Source organism: Kordiimonas lacus (genome assembly GCF_001550055.1).
Lineage (GTDB): Bacteria > Pseudomonadota > Alphaproteobacteria > Sphingomonadales > Kordiimonadaceae > Kordiimonas > Kordiimonas lacus.
In genome coordinates, this window is sequence record NZ_LRUA01000006.1 from 983,093 (window position 1) to 995,772 (window position 12,680).

Genomic DNA, 12,680 nt, shown 5'->3' on the forward strand with positions numbered 1-12,680 from the left:
CGTCTATACATTACGAATCACAAGACGTGTTGAAGCCGGGGATTATATGAACTAACCCCCGTTCGTCAACCGTCAAGTGACAGTTTCTTTACGCAGCCAAAACTGCGTCGATTTGTGCAGCAACTTCATCAATGGCAGCCATGCCATCAACTTGCTGCAAAGTCCCCTTATCCGCATAATATGGCAACACTGGCGCCGTATCTGCGTAATAAGCTTGCAAACGGCTTCCAAACGTCTCTGGATTATCATCCTTGCGACGGGTGAATTCCGTACTACCACATACATCACACACACCTTCCACCTTCGGCTTCAGGTTCGTGTCATGATAGCCTTCGCCACACTTGGCGCAGGTATAACGTCCGCAGACCCGGTCCACAAGCGCTTCGTCATCGACTTTCATTTCGATAACGGCGTCAAGGTTCAGACCCTGCTCTGCCAGCATCACGTCGAGGGCTTCAGCCTGCGCAACGGTGCGCGGGAAGCCGTCCAGGATAAAACCGTTCTTGCAGTCTTCTTCCTGGATGCGGTCACGGATGATGCCAATTACGATTTCGTCGGTTACAAGGCTGCCGCTGTCCATTGCAGCTTTGGCGGCCTTGCCCATTTCAGTTTCCGCGGCCACAGCTGCGCGCAGCATGTCACCTGTGGAAAGTTGCACCAGCCCACGGGACTTCTCGATCCGCTGAGCCTGTGTGCCTTTACCTGCACCCGGAGGGCCAAACAGAATGATGATCACCGGCGGCCCCCTTTCAGGCGTGTCTTTTTCAGAAGTCCTTCATACTGCTGTGCCATCAGGTGCGAATGGATCTGGCTTACGGTATCCATGGTCACATTCACAACAATCAGAAGGCTTGTACCACCAAGGTAGAATGGAACAGCAGCCTGGCTGATCAGCACTTCAGGAATGACACAAACGATGGAGAGATAGGCAGAGCCAATCACGGTCAGGCGTGTCAGGACATAATCAAGATACTCGGCGGTGCGCTTGCCTGGGCGGATACCCGGCACGAAGCCGCCGTGCTTCTTCAGGTTATCGGCCGTGTCTTCAGGGTTGAACTGAATGGCCGTGTAGAAGAAGCAGAAGAATACGATCATCGCCACATAAAGCGCGATATAGAGCGGTTTGCCCGGGCCGAGGATCGCCGTCACGGTGCTCAGCCACTCTGGACCACCAGCCTGATACAGGTTGGCAACGGTCAGAGGCATAAGGAGCAGCGACGATGCGAAGATCGGCGGGATCACGCCAGCCACGTTAAGCTTCATGGGCAGGTGCGACTTGTCGCCCTGGAACATGCGGTTACCCTGCTGGCGCTTGGGGTACTGGATAATAACCCGGCGCTGGGCGCGTTCACACAGGACGATAAACCAAACCAGGGCAGCGGCGCCGACCAGCAGGGCCAGCAGGATGCCGACAGACATGGCGCCCGTACGGTTCAGTTCAAAGGCTTGCGCAAGGGTCGAAGGCAGTTCAGCCACGATACCTGCGAAGATAATCAGGGAAATACCGTTACCGATGCCACGCTGGGTGATCTGCTCACCAAGCCACATCAGGAACATGGTACCGCCGACAAGGGTAATCACCGTTGTCAGACGGAAAAAGAGGCCTGGGTCAACCACAACACCTGGCTGGCTTTCAAGGCCAGTGGCGATTGCATAACCCTGCACCACCGTCAGAAGCACGGTGCCGTAGCGGGTATACTGGTTGATTTTCCGGCGACCTGTTTCGCCCTCCTTCTTCCACTGAGCCAAAGTCGGGCTCATGGTGGTAAGGAGCTGCATGATAATGGAGGCCGAGATATAGGGCATAATGCCCAACATAATGATCGAGGTGCGTTGGAGTGCGCCGCCGGAGAAGGTATTCACCATATCCAGCATGCCGCTACCCATCTGCGCGAACATATTTGCTACTGCATCAGCATCCAACCCTGGAAGGGGGATGTAACTACACAGGCGGTACACAATCAGTGCACCAAGCGCGAACCAAATTCGTTTTTTAAGCTCTTCGGCTTTGCCGATGGATGCCAAACTAATATTGGACGCTAATTGTTCCGCAGCGGATGCCATAAATACTCCAAGCCCCTTGATCTGTTCTTATATCTCGGCCTTCGCTTTTGCTTAGCTTAAGCGACGGTAACCTTGCCGCCAGCCTTTTCAACAGCTTCTACCGCACCCTTGGATGCGCCAGTCACAGTGATGTCGACTTTGGCTTTCAGTTCACCTTTGGCCAGCAGACGTACGCCGTCGACAACCTTGCCAACAACACCGGCTTCCACCAGCGTCTCAACAGTGATTGGCTTCTTGGCGTCCAGTTTCTTGTCGTCGATCGCCTTTTGCAGACGGCCGATGTTGAGAACCTGGAAGTCCTTCTTGTTCAGGCTGGTGAAACCACGCTTTGGAAGGCGGCGGTAGATTGGCATCTGACCACCTTCAAAACCGTTGATCGCCACACCTGAACGGGCTTTTTGGCCTTTGTGACCGGAACCGGCAGTTTTACCTTTGCCGGAACCGATACCACGACCCACGCGCATTGCAGATTTGCGAGCGCCTGGGTTGTCACGAAGTTCGTTGATTTTCATCAGTCTTCTCCGAACGCGCCGGCTTAATCTTCAACGCGCACCAGGTGGTGCACCTTGTTGATCATGCCGCGTACAGCAGGAGTATCCTCGAGCTCACGCGTTTTGTGCATTTTATTAAGACCCAGGCCAACCAGCGTCTGACGCTGGTCGTTCTGGCGGCGGATTGGGCTACCAATCTGGGTGACTTTAATAGTTTTTTTCTTCGCAGCCATTGATCATTACTCCGCTTGTGCTTCGTCAGCAGCGTCGTCAGCAGCACCGTCAACGACTTTGATGTCGCCACGACGAGCTACGATGTCAGCTACTTTCTTGCCACGGGCCGCTGCGACCTGACGTGGGGAGTTCTGTTTCGTCAGAGCGTCGATCGTAGCCCGTACCATGTTGTACGGGTTCGAGGAGCCCTGCGACTTCGTCACCACGTCCTGTACGCCGAGTGCTTCAAACACTGCGCGCATCGGACCACCTGCGATGATACCGGTACCAGCCTGAGCAGTCCGCAGCAGTACCCGACCAGCGCCCCAACGGCCCTTAATGTCGTGGTGCAGCGTGCGACCCTCACGGAGAGGTACACGAACCATGTTTTTCTTTGCAGCTTCAGTTGCTTTCCGGATGGCTTCAGGAACCTCACGGGCCTTACCATTACCGAAACCTACACGGCCACGTTGGTCACCAACCACTACGAGAGCGGCGAAACCAAACCGACGACCACCTTTAACAACTTTAGCTACGCGGTTAATGTGAACCAATTTTTCAATCAGTTCGCTTTCTTCGCGATTGCGTTCTGGGCGTGCCATTGGATTTCCTTTCTATCTCTTCTTAGAATTCCAAGCCGCCTTCGCGCGCCGCATCAGCAAGAGCCTTCACACGGCCATGGTAGATGAAACCACCACGGTCGAAGACCACTGATTTGACGCCCGCAGCCTTGGCTCGCTCGGCAATCAACTTACCAACTTTAGAAGCGCCCTCGATATTCTTGGACGAATCTGCACGCAGGTCCTTCTCAACGGTGGAAGCAGCCGCAAGGGTTGCACCTTTCACATCGTCGATAATCTGCGCATAGATATGCTGGTTTGTACGGTGAATAGAAAGACGCGGCCGACCGCCTGCGCGCTTCTTAAGCGCGATGCGGTTGCGCTGGCGGCGCCGTTCAAATTTATCAATAGAAGCCATTCGTGCCACCCATTATTTCTTCTTACCTTCCTTGCGGAAGATATATTCGCCTGCGTACTTGATACCCTTACCTTTGTAAGGTTCAGGCTTACGGAATTCGCGAATCTTGGCTGCAGTTTCACCGACCTGTTGTTTGTCGATGCCCGAGATAATGATCGTGGTCTGATCAGGCGTCTCAATCTTGATGCCTGCTGGAACCGGGAAATCAATATCATGGCTGTAGCCAAGCTGCAGGTTAAGGGCAGAACCCTTCATTGCAGCACGGTAACCAACACCGGTGATCTCAAGCTTCTTGGAGAAGCCGTCGGTTACACCTTCGATCATGTTGGAAACCATCGTGCGCTGCATACCCCACATGGAGCGAGCACGCTTGGTGTCGTTTACTGGCGTTACCGCGATGCCGGCATCGTCCTGAGCAACTTCTACTTCAGGAACGAACGTCATTGCGAGTTCGCCTTTAGGGCCTTTAACCGTCAGGTCCGCGCCGTTCAAGGAAACGGTCACGCCGGACGGGATCGCCACTGGCTTTTTACCGATACGGGACATGTCTTCTTCCCTTCCTTAGAATACGGTGCAAAGAATTTCGCCGCCCACATTGCTTTCCCGCGCTTCAGCGTCGGAAAGCACACCTTTCGGTGTGGAGACGATCGAAATACCAAGGCCGTTGTGAACACGTGGCAAGTCACGAACTGAGCTGTAGACGCGACGACCAGGTTTGGACACACGATTGATCGTGCGGATAACCGGTTCGCCTTCGTGATACTTGAGTTCGATGGAGATGGAGGCTTTGTTGCCTTCACCTTCTTCACGCGAATAGCCGCGAATGTAACCTTCACGCTGAAGCACGTCCAGGATGCGCTGACGCGTCTTGGAGGCTGGCGTGGATACAACGGTTTTGCGAGCCTGCAGACCGTTGCGGATACGGGTCAGCATATCGCCGATCGGATCTGTCATCGACATGAGCCTATCCCCTTACCAACTGGATTTTACGACGCCCGGGATCTTCGCAGCGGAGCCTAGCTCACGCAGCGCGATACGGGACATCTTGAATTTACGGTAGTAACCACGTGGGCGACCTGTGACTTCACAACGATTGCGAAGACGCGTAGCAGCGCCGTTACGTGGTAGTTTAGCGAGCTGGAGTGCAGCAAGCCAACGCTCGTCTTCGCCCAGGCTCTTGTCATAGACAATCGCTTTGAGCTCAGCGCGCTTGGCAGCATACTTCTCTACCAGCTTTTCCCGCCGTGCGTTCTTGTTCATGGCGCTTTTCTTAGCCATATCAAAACCCTCCTTCGGCTGCCGTTATTTCTTAAACGGCATGTCAAAACCGGCGAGAAGCGCGAGCGCCTCGTCATCGGTTGGAGCCGTGGTGCAGATGATAATGTCCATCCCGCGAACCTGATCAACTTCATCGTAGTTCACTTCTGGGAAGACGATTTGTTCCTTCAGACCCATTGCGTAGTTGCCGCGGCCGTCGAAAGACTTCGGGTTTACGCCCTGGAAGTCACGGATACGTGGCATTGCAATGGTGATCAGACGGTCGAGAAACTCGTACATACGTTCGCTACGCAGAGTCACTTTCACGCCAAGAGGCATGCCTTCACGCAGTTTGAAACCTGCGATGGACTTGCGAGCTTTCGTAACAACAGGCTTCTGACCAGCAATGGCTGTGATCTCGTCAACAACCTTGTCGATCTTCTTCTTGTCGGCAACAGCTTCACCAACACCAATGTTGATGACGATCTTGTCGAGTTTTGGAACCTGCATCGGGTTTTTGTAGCCGAACTGCTCCTGCAGGGAAGCACGTACTTTTTCTTCGTACATCGTACGAAGACGTGGCAATGCTTTAGTTGCTTTAGCCATCGATCACCTCCCCGGACTTTTTCGCAAAGCGAACCTTGCGACCGTCTTCGAGAACTTTGAAACCAACACGAGTAGGAGCGCCGTCCTTCGGATCTTCAATCATCAGATTGGAGAGCTGGATAGCAGCTTCTTTCGTCTCAATACCGCCTGCGCTCGCCTGAGTAGGACGGTTGTGCTTCTTGATCAGGTTTACACCCGATACAACGGCACGACCCTGCTTAGGGATAACAGACGTGATTTCGCCGCGCTTGCCTTTGTCTTTACCGGCAATCACAACGACCTTGTCACCTTTTTTAAGTTTCGCGGCCATTTAGAGTACCTCCGGTGCAAGCGAGATGATTTTCATATGCTTCTTTGCACGCAGTTCACGCACGACTGGGCCAAAAATACGGGTACCAATCGGCTCATGGTTCTTGTTTACCAGTACTGCAGCGTTACGGTCGAAACGGATGGCAGTGCCATCGTTGCGGCGAACTTCTTTAGCAGTACGAACGATGACGGCGCGATGCACGTCACCTTTTTTTACACGACCCCGTGGGATCGCTTCCTTTACGGAGACGACAATAATGTCGCCTACTCCAGCGGTTTTGCGCTTGGAACCACCAAGCACTTTAATGCACTGCACCCTCTTGGCCCCGGAGTTATCGGCCACGTCGAGGTTGGTTTGCATCTGAATCATGGGTTACACCCTTTGTTATTGCCGACGAATAGCAAGAAGGTGAGGCCTAAGCCTCACCGCCTACTACACGCCAGGTCTTCAGTTTCGAAATAGGACGACATTCCTCAATACGGACTGTCTCCCCAACCTGAATGCTGTTGCTCTCATCGTGAGCGTGGTACTTCTTAGAGCGTCGAATAATTTTGTCAAGCAAAGGATGCTTAATACGACGTTCTACTTTTACAACAACGGTTTTTTCGCCTTTGTTGCTTACCACAGTTCCTTGCAGAATACGCTTTGGCATGGGTTTACTCCTTACGCCTCAGCCGACTGACCCAGGATCGTTTGGATCCGGGCTACGTCGCGACGGATCTCGCGTACGCGAGCCGTGTTTTCGAGTTGGCCAGACGCCGCCTGAAAGCGCAGGTTAAGCTGCTCTTTTTTCAGGTCTTCGAGCTCTTTACGGAGCTCGTCTTGCGACTTTTGGCGAAGATCAGCTGCCTTCATCATTTTTCTCCGTTAGCTCTTAATGCATCCGTTCCACGATGCGAGTTTGAACAGCAAGCTTTGCAGCTGCGCGCTCAAATGCACCGCGGGCCAGTTCTTCAGAGACGCCGTCGATCTCAAACATGATGCGGCCAGGCTTAACCTTGCACACCCAACGATCGACAGAGCCTTTACCTTTACCCATCCGTACTTCGGCAGGCTTCGCAGTCACGGGCACATCTGGGAAGATGCGGATCCAGACTTTACCAGAACGCTTCATGTGGCGGTTCATGGCGCGGCGAGCCGCCTCGATTTGACGAGCGGTTACGCGGCCAGGCGTGGTCGCTTTCAGACCAAACTGACCAAAGTTCAACGAGGTTCCGCCAGGGGCTGTGCCGTGGATGCGGCCCTTGTGGGCCTTACGGAACTTAGTACGCTTCGGTTGCAACATCGTTTGTCGCTCCTACTCTAGCCGTCCACGCCTAGCGGCGGGACGGGCCTCCTTGGCTTTGAACTTCGTTAGCACGGCGTTCATGAGCCATCGGGTCGTGTTCCATGATGTCGCCTTTGTACACCCATACTTTGATGCCGCAGATGCCGTAGGCAGTCAGGGCTTCAGCCACACCGTAGTCGATGTCGGCACGCAGAGTGTGCAGCGGCACGCGGCCTTCGCGGTACCATTCGGTCCGTGCGATCTCAGCACCGCCCAGACGGCCGGCACAGTTGATCCGGATACCACCGGCACCAAGACGAATTGCGCTTTGTACCGCACGCTTCATCGCACGACGGAACGCAACACGACGCTCCAGCTGTTGTGCAATGTTGTCGGCGATCAGTTTCGCATCGATTTCCGGCTTACGGACTTCGACAATGTTGAGGCTTACTTCAGAAGAAGTGAAGTTTGCCACCTTGCGGCGGAGCTTCTCAATGTCGGCGCCTTTTTTACCGATGATCACACCCGGACGAGCCGAGTAGATGGTCACGCGGCATTTTTTTGCCGGGCGCTCGATCACAACCTTGGAAATGCCGGCTTGCGACAGTTCCTTGGTTATGAACTCGCGGATTTTCAGGTCTTCATGCAGCATCGAGCCGTATTCTTCGCCTTCGGCGTACCAGCGCGAATCCCAGGTGCGGTTCACACCCAGGCGCAGACCAACAGGGCTTACTTTCTGACCCATTATGCAGTCTCCTCTACTTCGCGCACAACGATGCGCAGGCGGCTGAACGGCTTAACGATCTTGCCAACGCGACCACGAGCACGAGCGCGAAAACGTTTCATCGTCAGCGCTTTACCCACAGTTGCTTCAGCAACAACGAGGCTGTCCACATCCAGGTTGTGGTTGTTTTCTGCGTTTGCAATTGCAGACTGCAGAACTTTCTTCACATCAATCGCGGTACGGCGGCGGTTGAAGCTCAGGCTTGCCAGAGCTTTTTCCACTTTCATGCCACGGATCGAGGCTGCCACGAGGTTCAATTTCTGTGGCGAGCCGCGAAGCATTGTAGCGGTTGCTACTGCTTCGTTATCCGCCAAACGGCGTTTTGCAGATTGCTTACCCACAGTTATTTCCTCTTCGCTTTCTTGTCCGCAGCGTGACCGTAGTAGGTCCGCGTTGGAGCGAATTCACCCAGCTTGTGACCAACCATGTCTTCGGTCACATAAACCGGAATGAACTTTTGCCCATTGTAGACATTGAAGGTCAGGCCAACGAAGTTTGGCAGAATTGTAGACCGGCGAGACCAGGTCTGAATTACTGCAGCCGTTTTGCCGCTTTCCAGGGCGCCTTCCACCTTCTTGAGAAGGTGCATGTCAACGAAAGGGCCTTTCCATACAGAGCGTGCCATATTCAGGACTCCTTAGCGTTTCTTGCGCTCGTGGCGCGACCGGATGATAAGTTTGTCAGTCTCTTTGTTAGACCGAGTCTTCTTACCTTTAGTTGGCTTGCCCCATGGCGTCACTGGGTGACGACCACCAGACGTCCGGCCTTCACCACCACCATGTGGGTGATCAACCGGGTTCATGGCAACGCCACGAACGCTTGGGCGTTTGCCCAACCAACGATTCCGGCCCGCTTTAGCGAGCTTGGTGTTTTGATTGTCAGGGTTCGACACAGCGCCAACGGTTGCGACACACTCGCCGCGTACCACGCGTACCTCACCAGAAGACAGACGAAGCTGGGCGTAACCGCGGTCACGACCGATCAGCTGAGCGTAAGCACCAGCGGAACGAGCGATCTGGCCGCCTTTGCCTTTCTTCATCTCCACATTGTGGATGATGGTACCGATTGGCATGTTGGCGAGCGGCATAACGTTGCCTGGCTTCACGTCCACTTTTTCACCGGCAATCACAGTGTCGCCAGGGGCGAGACGCTGTGGCGCGATGATGTAGGACAGTTCACCGTCTTCATATTTGATCAGTGCGATGAATGCGGTCCGGTTAGGATCGTACTCAAGACGCTCAACAGTTGCTGGCACGTCCCATTTCGCACGTTTGAAGTCGATTACCCGGTAGGTACGCTTGTGACCACCACCAATGCGACGTGCAGTGATGCGGCCCTTGTTATTGCGGCCACCGGATTTGGTGAGACCTTCAGTCAGCGCTTTTACAGGCTTGCCCTTGTGCAGACCGTCACGGTCAACAAGAACGAGGCCGCGCTGGCCTGGGGTCACCGGTTTATATTGCTTGAGTGCCATCGGTTAAACCCCCGTCGTCACGTCAATGCTGTTACCTTCAGCAAGCGTTACCATGGCTTTTTTGTATTCGGCGCGCTTGCCGGTTACACCACGGAAACGTTTTACCTTGCCTTCTTGGCGCAGCGTATTGACCTTCTTCACCTTCACGTCGAAGAGAGCTTCGACAGCGGCTTTGATCTCTGGCTTAGTAGCATCGATCGCAACCTTGAAGGTTACTTGGTTGTTTTCAGAGCCGAGCGTCGCCTTCTCGGTGATTACAGGGCTCTTGATCACGTCATAATGCTTGACCATGCTCATTTGAGCCTCTCCTCGAGTTTGGCGACTGCAGCTTTGGTGAGAACCAGCGTGTCACGACGCAGAATGTCGTACACGTTCGCACCTTGGCTTGGCAGCACATCAATGTTCGGGATGTTGGCAACGGCGCGCTTGAAGTTTTCATTCACTTCAGCACCGTCAACGAACAGAGCGTTAGCAAGGCCGAGCTTCGCGAGCTTGGCTGCCAGTTCTTTCGTCTTGCCATCCTTGAGTTCAGCAACATCAACCACGATCAGCTTGCCGTCTGCTTGTTTAGCGGACAGAGCCGACTTGAGGCCGAGCTTGCGGATTTTTTTCGGCAGGTCGAAGCCGTGATCGCGCACAACAGGACCGAACGCGCGACCACCACCAATGAAGATGTTGGAGCGACGATCACCGTGACGAGCGGTACCACCACCTTTTTGGCGGCCCCACTTTTTACCAGTGCGAGCGATGTCGGAACGGAACTTCACAGCGTGAGTACCGGCCCGGCGCTTGGCAAGCTGCCAGTTCACTACACGGTGCAGGATGTCTGCCCGTGCAGTTACGCCAAAGATCGCCTCATCGAGTTCGATGTCGCCGGCTTTCTTGGCGTCTAATGTAAGGACGTTCGTCTTCATGACGCTTATTCCTCGCTAGCTTCTGCAGGGGCTTCTGCTGGTGCTTCAGCCGGAGCTTCAGCAGCAGGAGCTTCTGCTTTCGCAGGGGCGCGGAACGCTGCCGGCATTGGCAGACCTTCCGGAGCGGCCTTTTTCGCAGCGTCAGAGATCAGTACCCAGCCCGACTTGGAACCAGGGATACCGCCTTTAACGAGGATGAGACCTTCATCAACCCGCGTTTCAACAATTTCAAGGCTCTGCACAGTCGTGCGCGCGTCACCCATGTGACCAGCCATCTTCTTGCCCTTGAACACGCGGCCTGGGTCTTGACACTGACCCGTGGAACCGTGCGAACGGTGGGAGATGGATACGCCGTGGGAAGCACGCAGACCGCCGAAGTTGTGACGCTTCATTGCACCAGCAAACCCCTTACCCTTGGAAGTACCAACAACGTCAACGCGCTGGCCTACCAGGAAGTGATCTGCAGTCAGTTCAGCACCAACTTCAACGAGCGCATCAGCGGCAACGCGGAATTCCGCAATTTTTGCCTTTGGCTCAACTTCAGCTTTCGCGAAGTGGCCACGCTGTGCCTTCGAAACGTTCTTTACTTTACGGACACCGGCGCCAAGCTGTACGGCGGTGTACCCGTCTTTCTCTACCGTGCGCTGAGCAACAACCTGACAGCCGTCGAGCTGCAGAACAGTTACTGGCACGTGGTGACCGGCGTCATTGAATACGCGGGTCATACCGAGTTTTTTTGCAATCAAACCTGTACGCATGGGTCTTATCCTTGCAGTTTGATTTCAACATCAACACCAGCAGCGAGGTCGAGCTTCATCAGCGCGTCTACGGTCTGTGGAGTTGGGTCGACAATGTCGAGCAAGCGTTTGTGGGTACGCATTTCGAATTGTTCACGAGACTTTTTGTTTACGTGTGGGCCACGCAGTACCGTGAATTTTTCGATCCTGGTTGGCATCGGGATAGGCCCGCGAACCATGGCGCCCGTACGCTTGGCCGTGTTGGCGATTTCACCGGTGGCTTGGTCAAGCACACGGTGGTCAAATGCCTTCAGGCGGATGCGAATATTTTGCGCTTCCATTGATCTAACACCTTAACAGTGGCGCCGGAACAAGGCCCGGCGCCGTGATTGAATTACGCGATGATTTTAGCAACAACGCCGGCGCCGACGGTACGGCCACCTTCGCGGATCGCGAAGCGGAGACCTTCGTCCATGGCGATCGGAGCGATCAGCTCAACCGTCAGGTTCACGTTGTCACCAGGCATTACCATTTCGGTGCCTTCTGGCAGCTCAACGTTACCGGTCACGTCAGTTGTACGGAAGTAGAACTGTGGACGGTAGTTCGCGAAGAACGGCGTGTGACGACCACCTTCCTCTTTGGTGAGGATGTAAGTCTCGGCAGTGAACTTCGTGTGTGGCGTGATCGAGCCAACGTGTGCCAGAACCTGGCCACGCTCAACTTCGTCACGACCAACGCCGCGAAGCAGTGCACCGATGTTGTCGCCCGCACGGCCTTCGTCGAGAAGCTTGCGGAACATTTCAACGCCCGTAACAGTTGTCTTCTGAGTGTCTTTGATACCAACGATCTCGATCTCTTCGCCAACTTTCACGATGCCGCGCTCAACACGACCAGTACATACAGTACCGCGACCGGAGATGGAGAATACGTCCTCAACAGGCATCAGGAAGGCACCGTCAACGGCACGCTCTGGCTGTGGGATATAGTCATCAACAGCTTTCATCAGCTCGAGGATCTTCTCTTTACCGATGTTGTCGTCACGACCTTCGAGAGCCGCAAGAGCAGAACCCGCTACGATTGGAATATCGTCGCCTGGGAATTCATACTCACTTAGCAACTCACGGATTTCCATCTCAACGAGTTCGAGAAGCTCTTCGTCGTCAACCTGGTCAACTTTGTTCATGAACACAACAAGCGCTGGTACACCAACCTGACGAGCAAGCAGGATGTGCTCGCGAGTCTGTGGCATTGGACCGTCTGCTGCGTTAACAACCAGGATCGCGCCGTCCATCTGGGCAGCACCCGTGATCATGTTCTTCACATAGTCAGCGTGACCTGGGCAGTCAACGTGCGCATAGTGGCGTGCTTCAGTCTCATACTCAACGTGTGCAGTCGAGATCGTGATACCACGCTCACGCTCCTCTGGAGCCTTGTCAATGTTCGCGAAGTCAACAGCGGCACCGCCGAATGATTCCGCAAGAACCTTAGTGATCGCAGCTGTCAACGTCGTCTTACCATGGTCAACGTGACCAATCGTACCGATGTTGCAGTGCGGCTTATTACGTTCAAACTTTTCTTTAGCCAT

General features: G+C 54.3%; 24 protein-coding genes. All 24 read right to left on the reverse strand.

The window, feature by feature from the left end; translation table 11 throughout:
* Positions 1 to 88 precede the first annotated feature (88 nt).
* A complete protein-coding gene (locus KORLAC_RS12845; protein ID WP_068307059.1) occupies positions 89 to 736 on the reverse strand; it encodes an adenylate kinase in 648 nt (215 codons plus the stop codon).
* Positions 733 to 2,064: a preprotein translocase subunit SecY gene (secY, locus tag KORLAC_RS12850; RefSeq protein WP_068307060.1), complete on the reverse strand. Its 1,332-nt coding sequence runs from the start codon at positions 2,062 to 2,064 to the stop codon at positions 733 to 735. Before secY ends, KORLAC_RS12845 begins: the two co-directional genes overlap by 4 nt.
* 56 nt (positions 2,065 to 2,120) lie before the next feature.
* On the reverse strand, positions 2,121 to 2,576 hold the full coding sequence (gene rplO / locus KORLAC_RS12855) for a 50S ribosomal protein L15 (protein WP_068307061.1): 456 nt from the start codon (positions 2,574 to 2,576) through the stop codon (positions 2,121 to 2,123).
* A gap of 23 nt (positions 2,577 to 2,599) precedes the next feature.
* Complete coding sequence (gene rpmD / locus KORLAC_RS12860) at positions 2,600 to 2,788, reverse strand: 50S ribosomal protein L30 (protein WP_068307062.1); 189 nt, start codon at positions 2,786 to 2,788, stop codon at positions 2,600 to 2,602.
* A gap of 6 nt (positions 2,789 to 2,794) precedes the next feature.
* A complete protein-coding gene (gene rpsE / locus KORLAC_RS12865) occupies positions 2,795 to 3,370 on the reverse strand; it encodes a 30S ribosomal protein S5 (RefSeq protein WP_068307063.1) in 576 nt (191 codons plus the stop codon).
* Positions 3,371 to 3,392: 22 nt separating this feature from the next.
* Positions 3,393 to 3,746, reverse strand: a complete 354-nt coding sequence (gene rplR / locus KORLAC_RS12870; protein WP_068307064.1) for a 50S ribosomal protein L18 — start codon at positions 3,744 to 3,746, stop codon at positions 3,393 to 3,395.
* Positions 3,747 to 3,758: 12 nt separating this feature from the next.
* Entirely contained in the window at positions 3,759 to 4,292 is a 534-nt protein-coding gene (rplF, locus tag KORLAC_RS12875; protein WP_068307065.1) for a 50S ribosomal protein L6, read from the reverse strand.
* A gap of 15 nt (positions 4,293 to 4,307) precedes the next feature.
* Entirely contained in the window at positions 4,308 to 4,706 is a 399-nt protein-coding gene (rpsH, locus tag KORLAC_RS12880) for a 30S ribosomal protein S8 (RefSeq protein ID WP_068307066.1), read from the reverse strand.
* Between the two features lie 12 nt (positions 4,707 to 4,718).
* A complete protein-coding gene (gene rpsN, locus KORLAC_RS12885) occupies positions 4,719 to 5,024 on the reverse strand; it encodes a 30S ribosomal protein S14 (protein WP_068307067.1) in 306 nt (101 codons plus the stop codon).
* 24 nt (positions 5,025 to 5,048) lie between these two features.
* Positions 5,049 to 5,609: a 50S ribosomal protein L5 gene (gene rplE / locus KORLAC_RS12890; protein WP_068307068.1), complete on the reverse strand. Its 561-nt coding sequence runs from the start codon at positions 5,607 to 5,609 to the stop codon at positions 5,049 to 5,051.
* On the reverse strand, positions 5,602 to 5,919 hold the full coding sequence (gene rplX, locus KORLAC_RS12895) for a 50S ribosomal protein L24 (protein WP_068307069.1): 318 nt from the start codon (positions 5,917 to 5,919) through the stop codon (positions 5,602 to 5,604). The genes rplE and rplX overlap by 8 nt, the downstream gene beginning before the upstream one ends.
* A complete protein-coding gene (rplN, locus tag KORLAC_RS12900; protein WP_068307070.1) occupies positions 5,920 to 6,288 on the reverse strand; it encodes a 50S ribosomal protein L14 in 369 nt (122 codons plus the stop codon).
* 46 nt (positions 6,289 to 6,334) lie between these two features.
* Positions 6,335 to 6,571, reverse strand: a complete 237-nt coding sequence (gene rpsQ / locus KORLAC_RS12905) for a 30S ribosomal protein S17 (RefSeq protein WP_068307071.1) — start codon at positions 6,569 to 6,571, stop codon at positions 6,335 to 6,337.
* Positions 6,572 to 6,582: 11 nt separating this feature from the next.
* A complete protein-coding gene (rpmC, locus tag KORLAC_RS12910) occupies positions 6,583 to 6,774 on the reverse strand; it encodes a 50S ribosomal protein L29 (RefSeq protein WP_068307150.1) in 192 nt (63 codons plus the stop codon).
* 19 nt (positions 6,775 to 6,793) lie between these two features.
* A complete protein-coding gene (gene rplP / locus KORLAC_RS12915; RefSeq protein WP_068307072.1) occupies positions 6,794 to 7,204 on the reverse strand; it encodes a 50S ribosomal protein L16 in 411 nt (136 codons plus the stop codon).
* A gap of 31 nt (positions 7,205 to 7,235) precedes the next feature.
* Positions 7,236 to 7,931 (reverse strand): 30S ribosomal protein S3, encoded by a 696-nt coding sequence (gene rpsC, locus KORLAC_RS12920; protein ID WP_068307073.1) that lies wholly within the window; start codon positions 7,929 to 7,931, stop codon positions 7,236 to 7,238.
* A complete protein-coding gene (gene rplV, locus KORLAC_RS12925; RefSeq protein WP_241493421.1) occupies positions 7,931 to 8,251 on the reverse strand; it encodes a 50S ribosomal protein L22 in 321 nt (106 codons plus the stop codon). Before rplV ends, rpsC begins: the two co-directional genes overlap by 1 nt.
* Positions 8,252 to 8,313: 62 nt before the next feature.
* A complete protein-coding gene (gene rpsS / locus KORLAC_RS12930) occupies positions 8,314 to 8,595 on the reverse strand; it encodes a 30S ribosomal protein S19 (protein WP_068144706.1) in 282 nt (93 codons plus the stop codon).
* A 12-nt stretch (positions 8,596 to 8,607) separates the two neighbouring features.
* Entirely contained in the window at positions 8,608 to 9,444 is an 837-nt protein-coding gene (gene rplB / locus KORLAC_RS12935; RefSeq protein WP_068307075.1) for a 50S ribosomal protein L2, read from the reverse strand.
* Between the two features lie 3 nt (positions 9,445 to 9,447).
* On the reverse strand, positions 9,448 to 9,741 hold the full coding sequence (locus KORLAC_RS12940; RefSeq protein WP_068144713.1) for a 50S ribosomal protein L23: 294 nt from the start codon (positions 9,739 to 9,741) through the stop codon (positions 9,448 to 9,450).
* Entirely contained in the window at positions 9,738 to 10,358 is a 621-nt protein-coding gene (gene rplD, locus KORLAC_RS12945) for a 50S ribosomal protein L4 (protein WP_068307076.1), read from the reverse strand. Before rplD ends, KORLAC_RS12940 begins: the two co-directional genes overlap by 4 nt.
* A gap of 5 nt (positions 10,359 to 10,363) precedes the next feature.
* Entirely contained in the window at positions 10,364 to 11,116 is a 753-nt protein-coding gene (gene rplC, locus KORLAC_RS12950) for a 50S ribosomal protein L3 (protein ID WP_068307077.1), read from the reverse strand.
* Between the two features lie 5 nt (positions 11,117 to 11,121).
* A complete protein-coding gene (rpsJ, locus tag KORLAC_RS12955) occupies positions 11,122 to 11,436 on the reverse strand; it encodes a 30S ribosomal protein S10 (protein WP_068144725.1) in 315 nt (104 codons plus the stop codon).
* 53 nt (positions 11,437 to 11,489) lie between these two features.
* Entirely contained in the window at positions 11,490 to 12,680 is a 1,191-nt protein-coding gene (gene tuf, locus KORLAC_RS12960) for an elongation factor Tu (protein ID WP_068305257.1), read from the reverse strand.

What these genes read in the sequence shown, in the direction of transcription:
- secY (WP_068307060.1), bottom strand. Translation starts at nt 2,064, where the DNA reads ATGGCATCCGCTGCGGAACAATTAGCGTCCAATATTAGTTTGGCATCC.
- rplO (WP_068307061.1), bottom strand. Translation starts at nt 2,576, where the DNA reads ATGAAAATCAACGAACTTCGTGACAACCCAGGCGCTCGCAAATCTGCA.
- rpmD (WP_068307062.1), bottom strand. Translation starts at nt 2,788, where the DNA reads ATGGCTGCGAAGAAAAAAACTATTAAAGTCACCCAGATTGGTAGCCCA.
- rpsE (WP_068307063.1), bottom strand. Translation starts at nt 3,370, where the DNA reads ATGGCACGCCCAGAACGCAATCGCGAAGAAAGCGAACTGATTGAAAAA.
- rplR (WP_068307064.1), bottom strand. Translation starts at nt 3,746, where the DNA reads ATGGCTTCTATTGATAAATTTGAACGGCGCCGCCAGCGCAACCGCATC.
- rplF (WP_068307065.1), bottom strand. Translation starts at nt 4,292, where the DNA reads ATGTCCCGTATCGGTAAAAAGCCAGTGGCGATCCCGTCCGGCGTGACC.
- rpsH (WP_068307066.1), bottom strand. Translation starts at nt 4,706, where the DNA reads ATGTCGATGACAGATCCGATCGGCGATATGCTGACCCGTATCCGCAAC.
- rpsN (WP_068307067.1), bottom strand. Translation starts at nt 5,024, where the DNA reads ATGGCTAAGAAAAGCGCCATGAACAAGAACGCACGGCGGGAAAAGCTG.
- rplE (WP_068307068.1), bottom strand. Translation starts at nt 5,609, where the DNA reads ATGGCTAAAGCAACTAAAGCATTGCCACGTCTTCGTACGATGTACGAA.
- rplX (WP_068307069.1), bottom strand. Translation starts at nt 5,919, where the DNA reads ATGGCCGCGAAACTTAAAAAAGGTGACAAGGTCGTTGTGATTGCCGGT.
- rplN (WP_068307070.1), bottom strand. Translation starts at nt 6,288, where the DNA reads ATGATTCAGATGCAAACCAACCTCGACGTGGCCGATAACTCCGGGGCC.
- rpsQ (WP_068307071.1), bottom strand. Translation starts at nt 6,571, where the DNA reads ATGCCAAAGCGTATTCTGCAAGGAACTGTGGTAAGCAACAAAGGCGAA.
- rpmC (WP_068307150.1), bottom strand. Translation starts at nt 6,774, where the DNA reads ATGAAGGCAGCTGATCTTCGCCAAAAGTCGCAAGACGAGCTCCGTAAA.
- rplP (WP_068307072.1), bottom strand. Translation starts at nt 7,204, where the DNA reads ATGTTGCAACCGAAGCGTACTAAGTTCCGTAAGGCCCACAAGGGCCGC.
- rpsC (WP_068307073.1), bottom strand. Translation starts at nt 7,931, where the DNA reads ATGGGTCAGAAAGTAAGCCCTGTTGGTCTGCGCCTGGGTGTGAACCGC.
- rplV (WP_241493421.1), bottom strand. Translation starts at nt 8,251, where the DNA reads ATGCTTCGCGGCTCGCCACAGAAATTGAACCTCGTGGCAGCCTCGATC.
- rpsS (WP_068144706.1), bottom strand. Translation starts at nt 8,595, where the DNA reads ATGGCACGCTCTGTATGGAAAGGCCCTTTCGTTGACATGCACCTTCTC.
- rplB (WP_068307075.1), bottom strand. Translation starts at nt 9,444, where the DNA reads ATGGCACTCAAGCAATATAAACCGGTGACCCCAGGCCAGCGCGGCCTC.
- KORLAC_RS12940 (WP_068144713.1), bottom strand. Translation starts at nt 9,741, where the DNA reads ATGAGCATGGTCAAGCATTATGACGTGATCAAGAGCCCTGTAATCACC.
- rplD (WP_068307076.1), bottom strand. Translation starts at nt 10,358, where the DNA reads ATGAAGACGAACGTCCTTACATTAGACGCCAAGAAAGCCGGCGACATC.
- rplC (WP_068307077.1), bottom strand. Translation starts at nt 11,116, where the DNA reads ATGCGTACAGGTTTGATTGCAAAAAAACTCGGTATGACCCGCGTATTC.
- rpsJ (WP_068144725.1), bottom strand. Translation starts at nt 11,436, where the DNA reads ATGGAAGCGCAAAATATTCGCATCCGCCTGAAGGCATTTGACCACCGT.
- tuf (WP_068305257.1), bottom strand. Translation starts at nt 12,680, where the DNA reads ATGGCTAAAGAAAAGTTTGAACGTAATAAGCCGCACTGCAACATCGGT.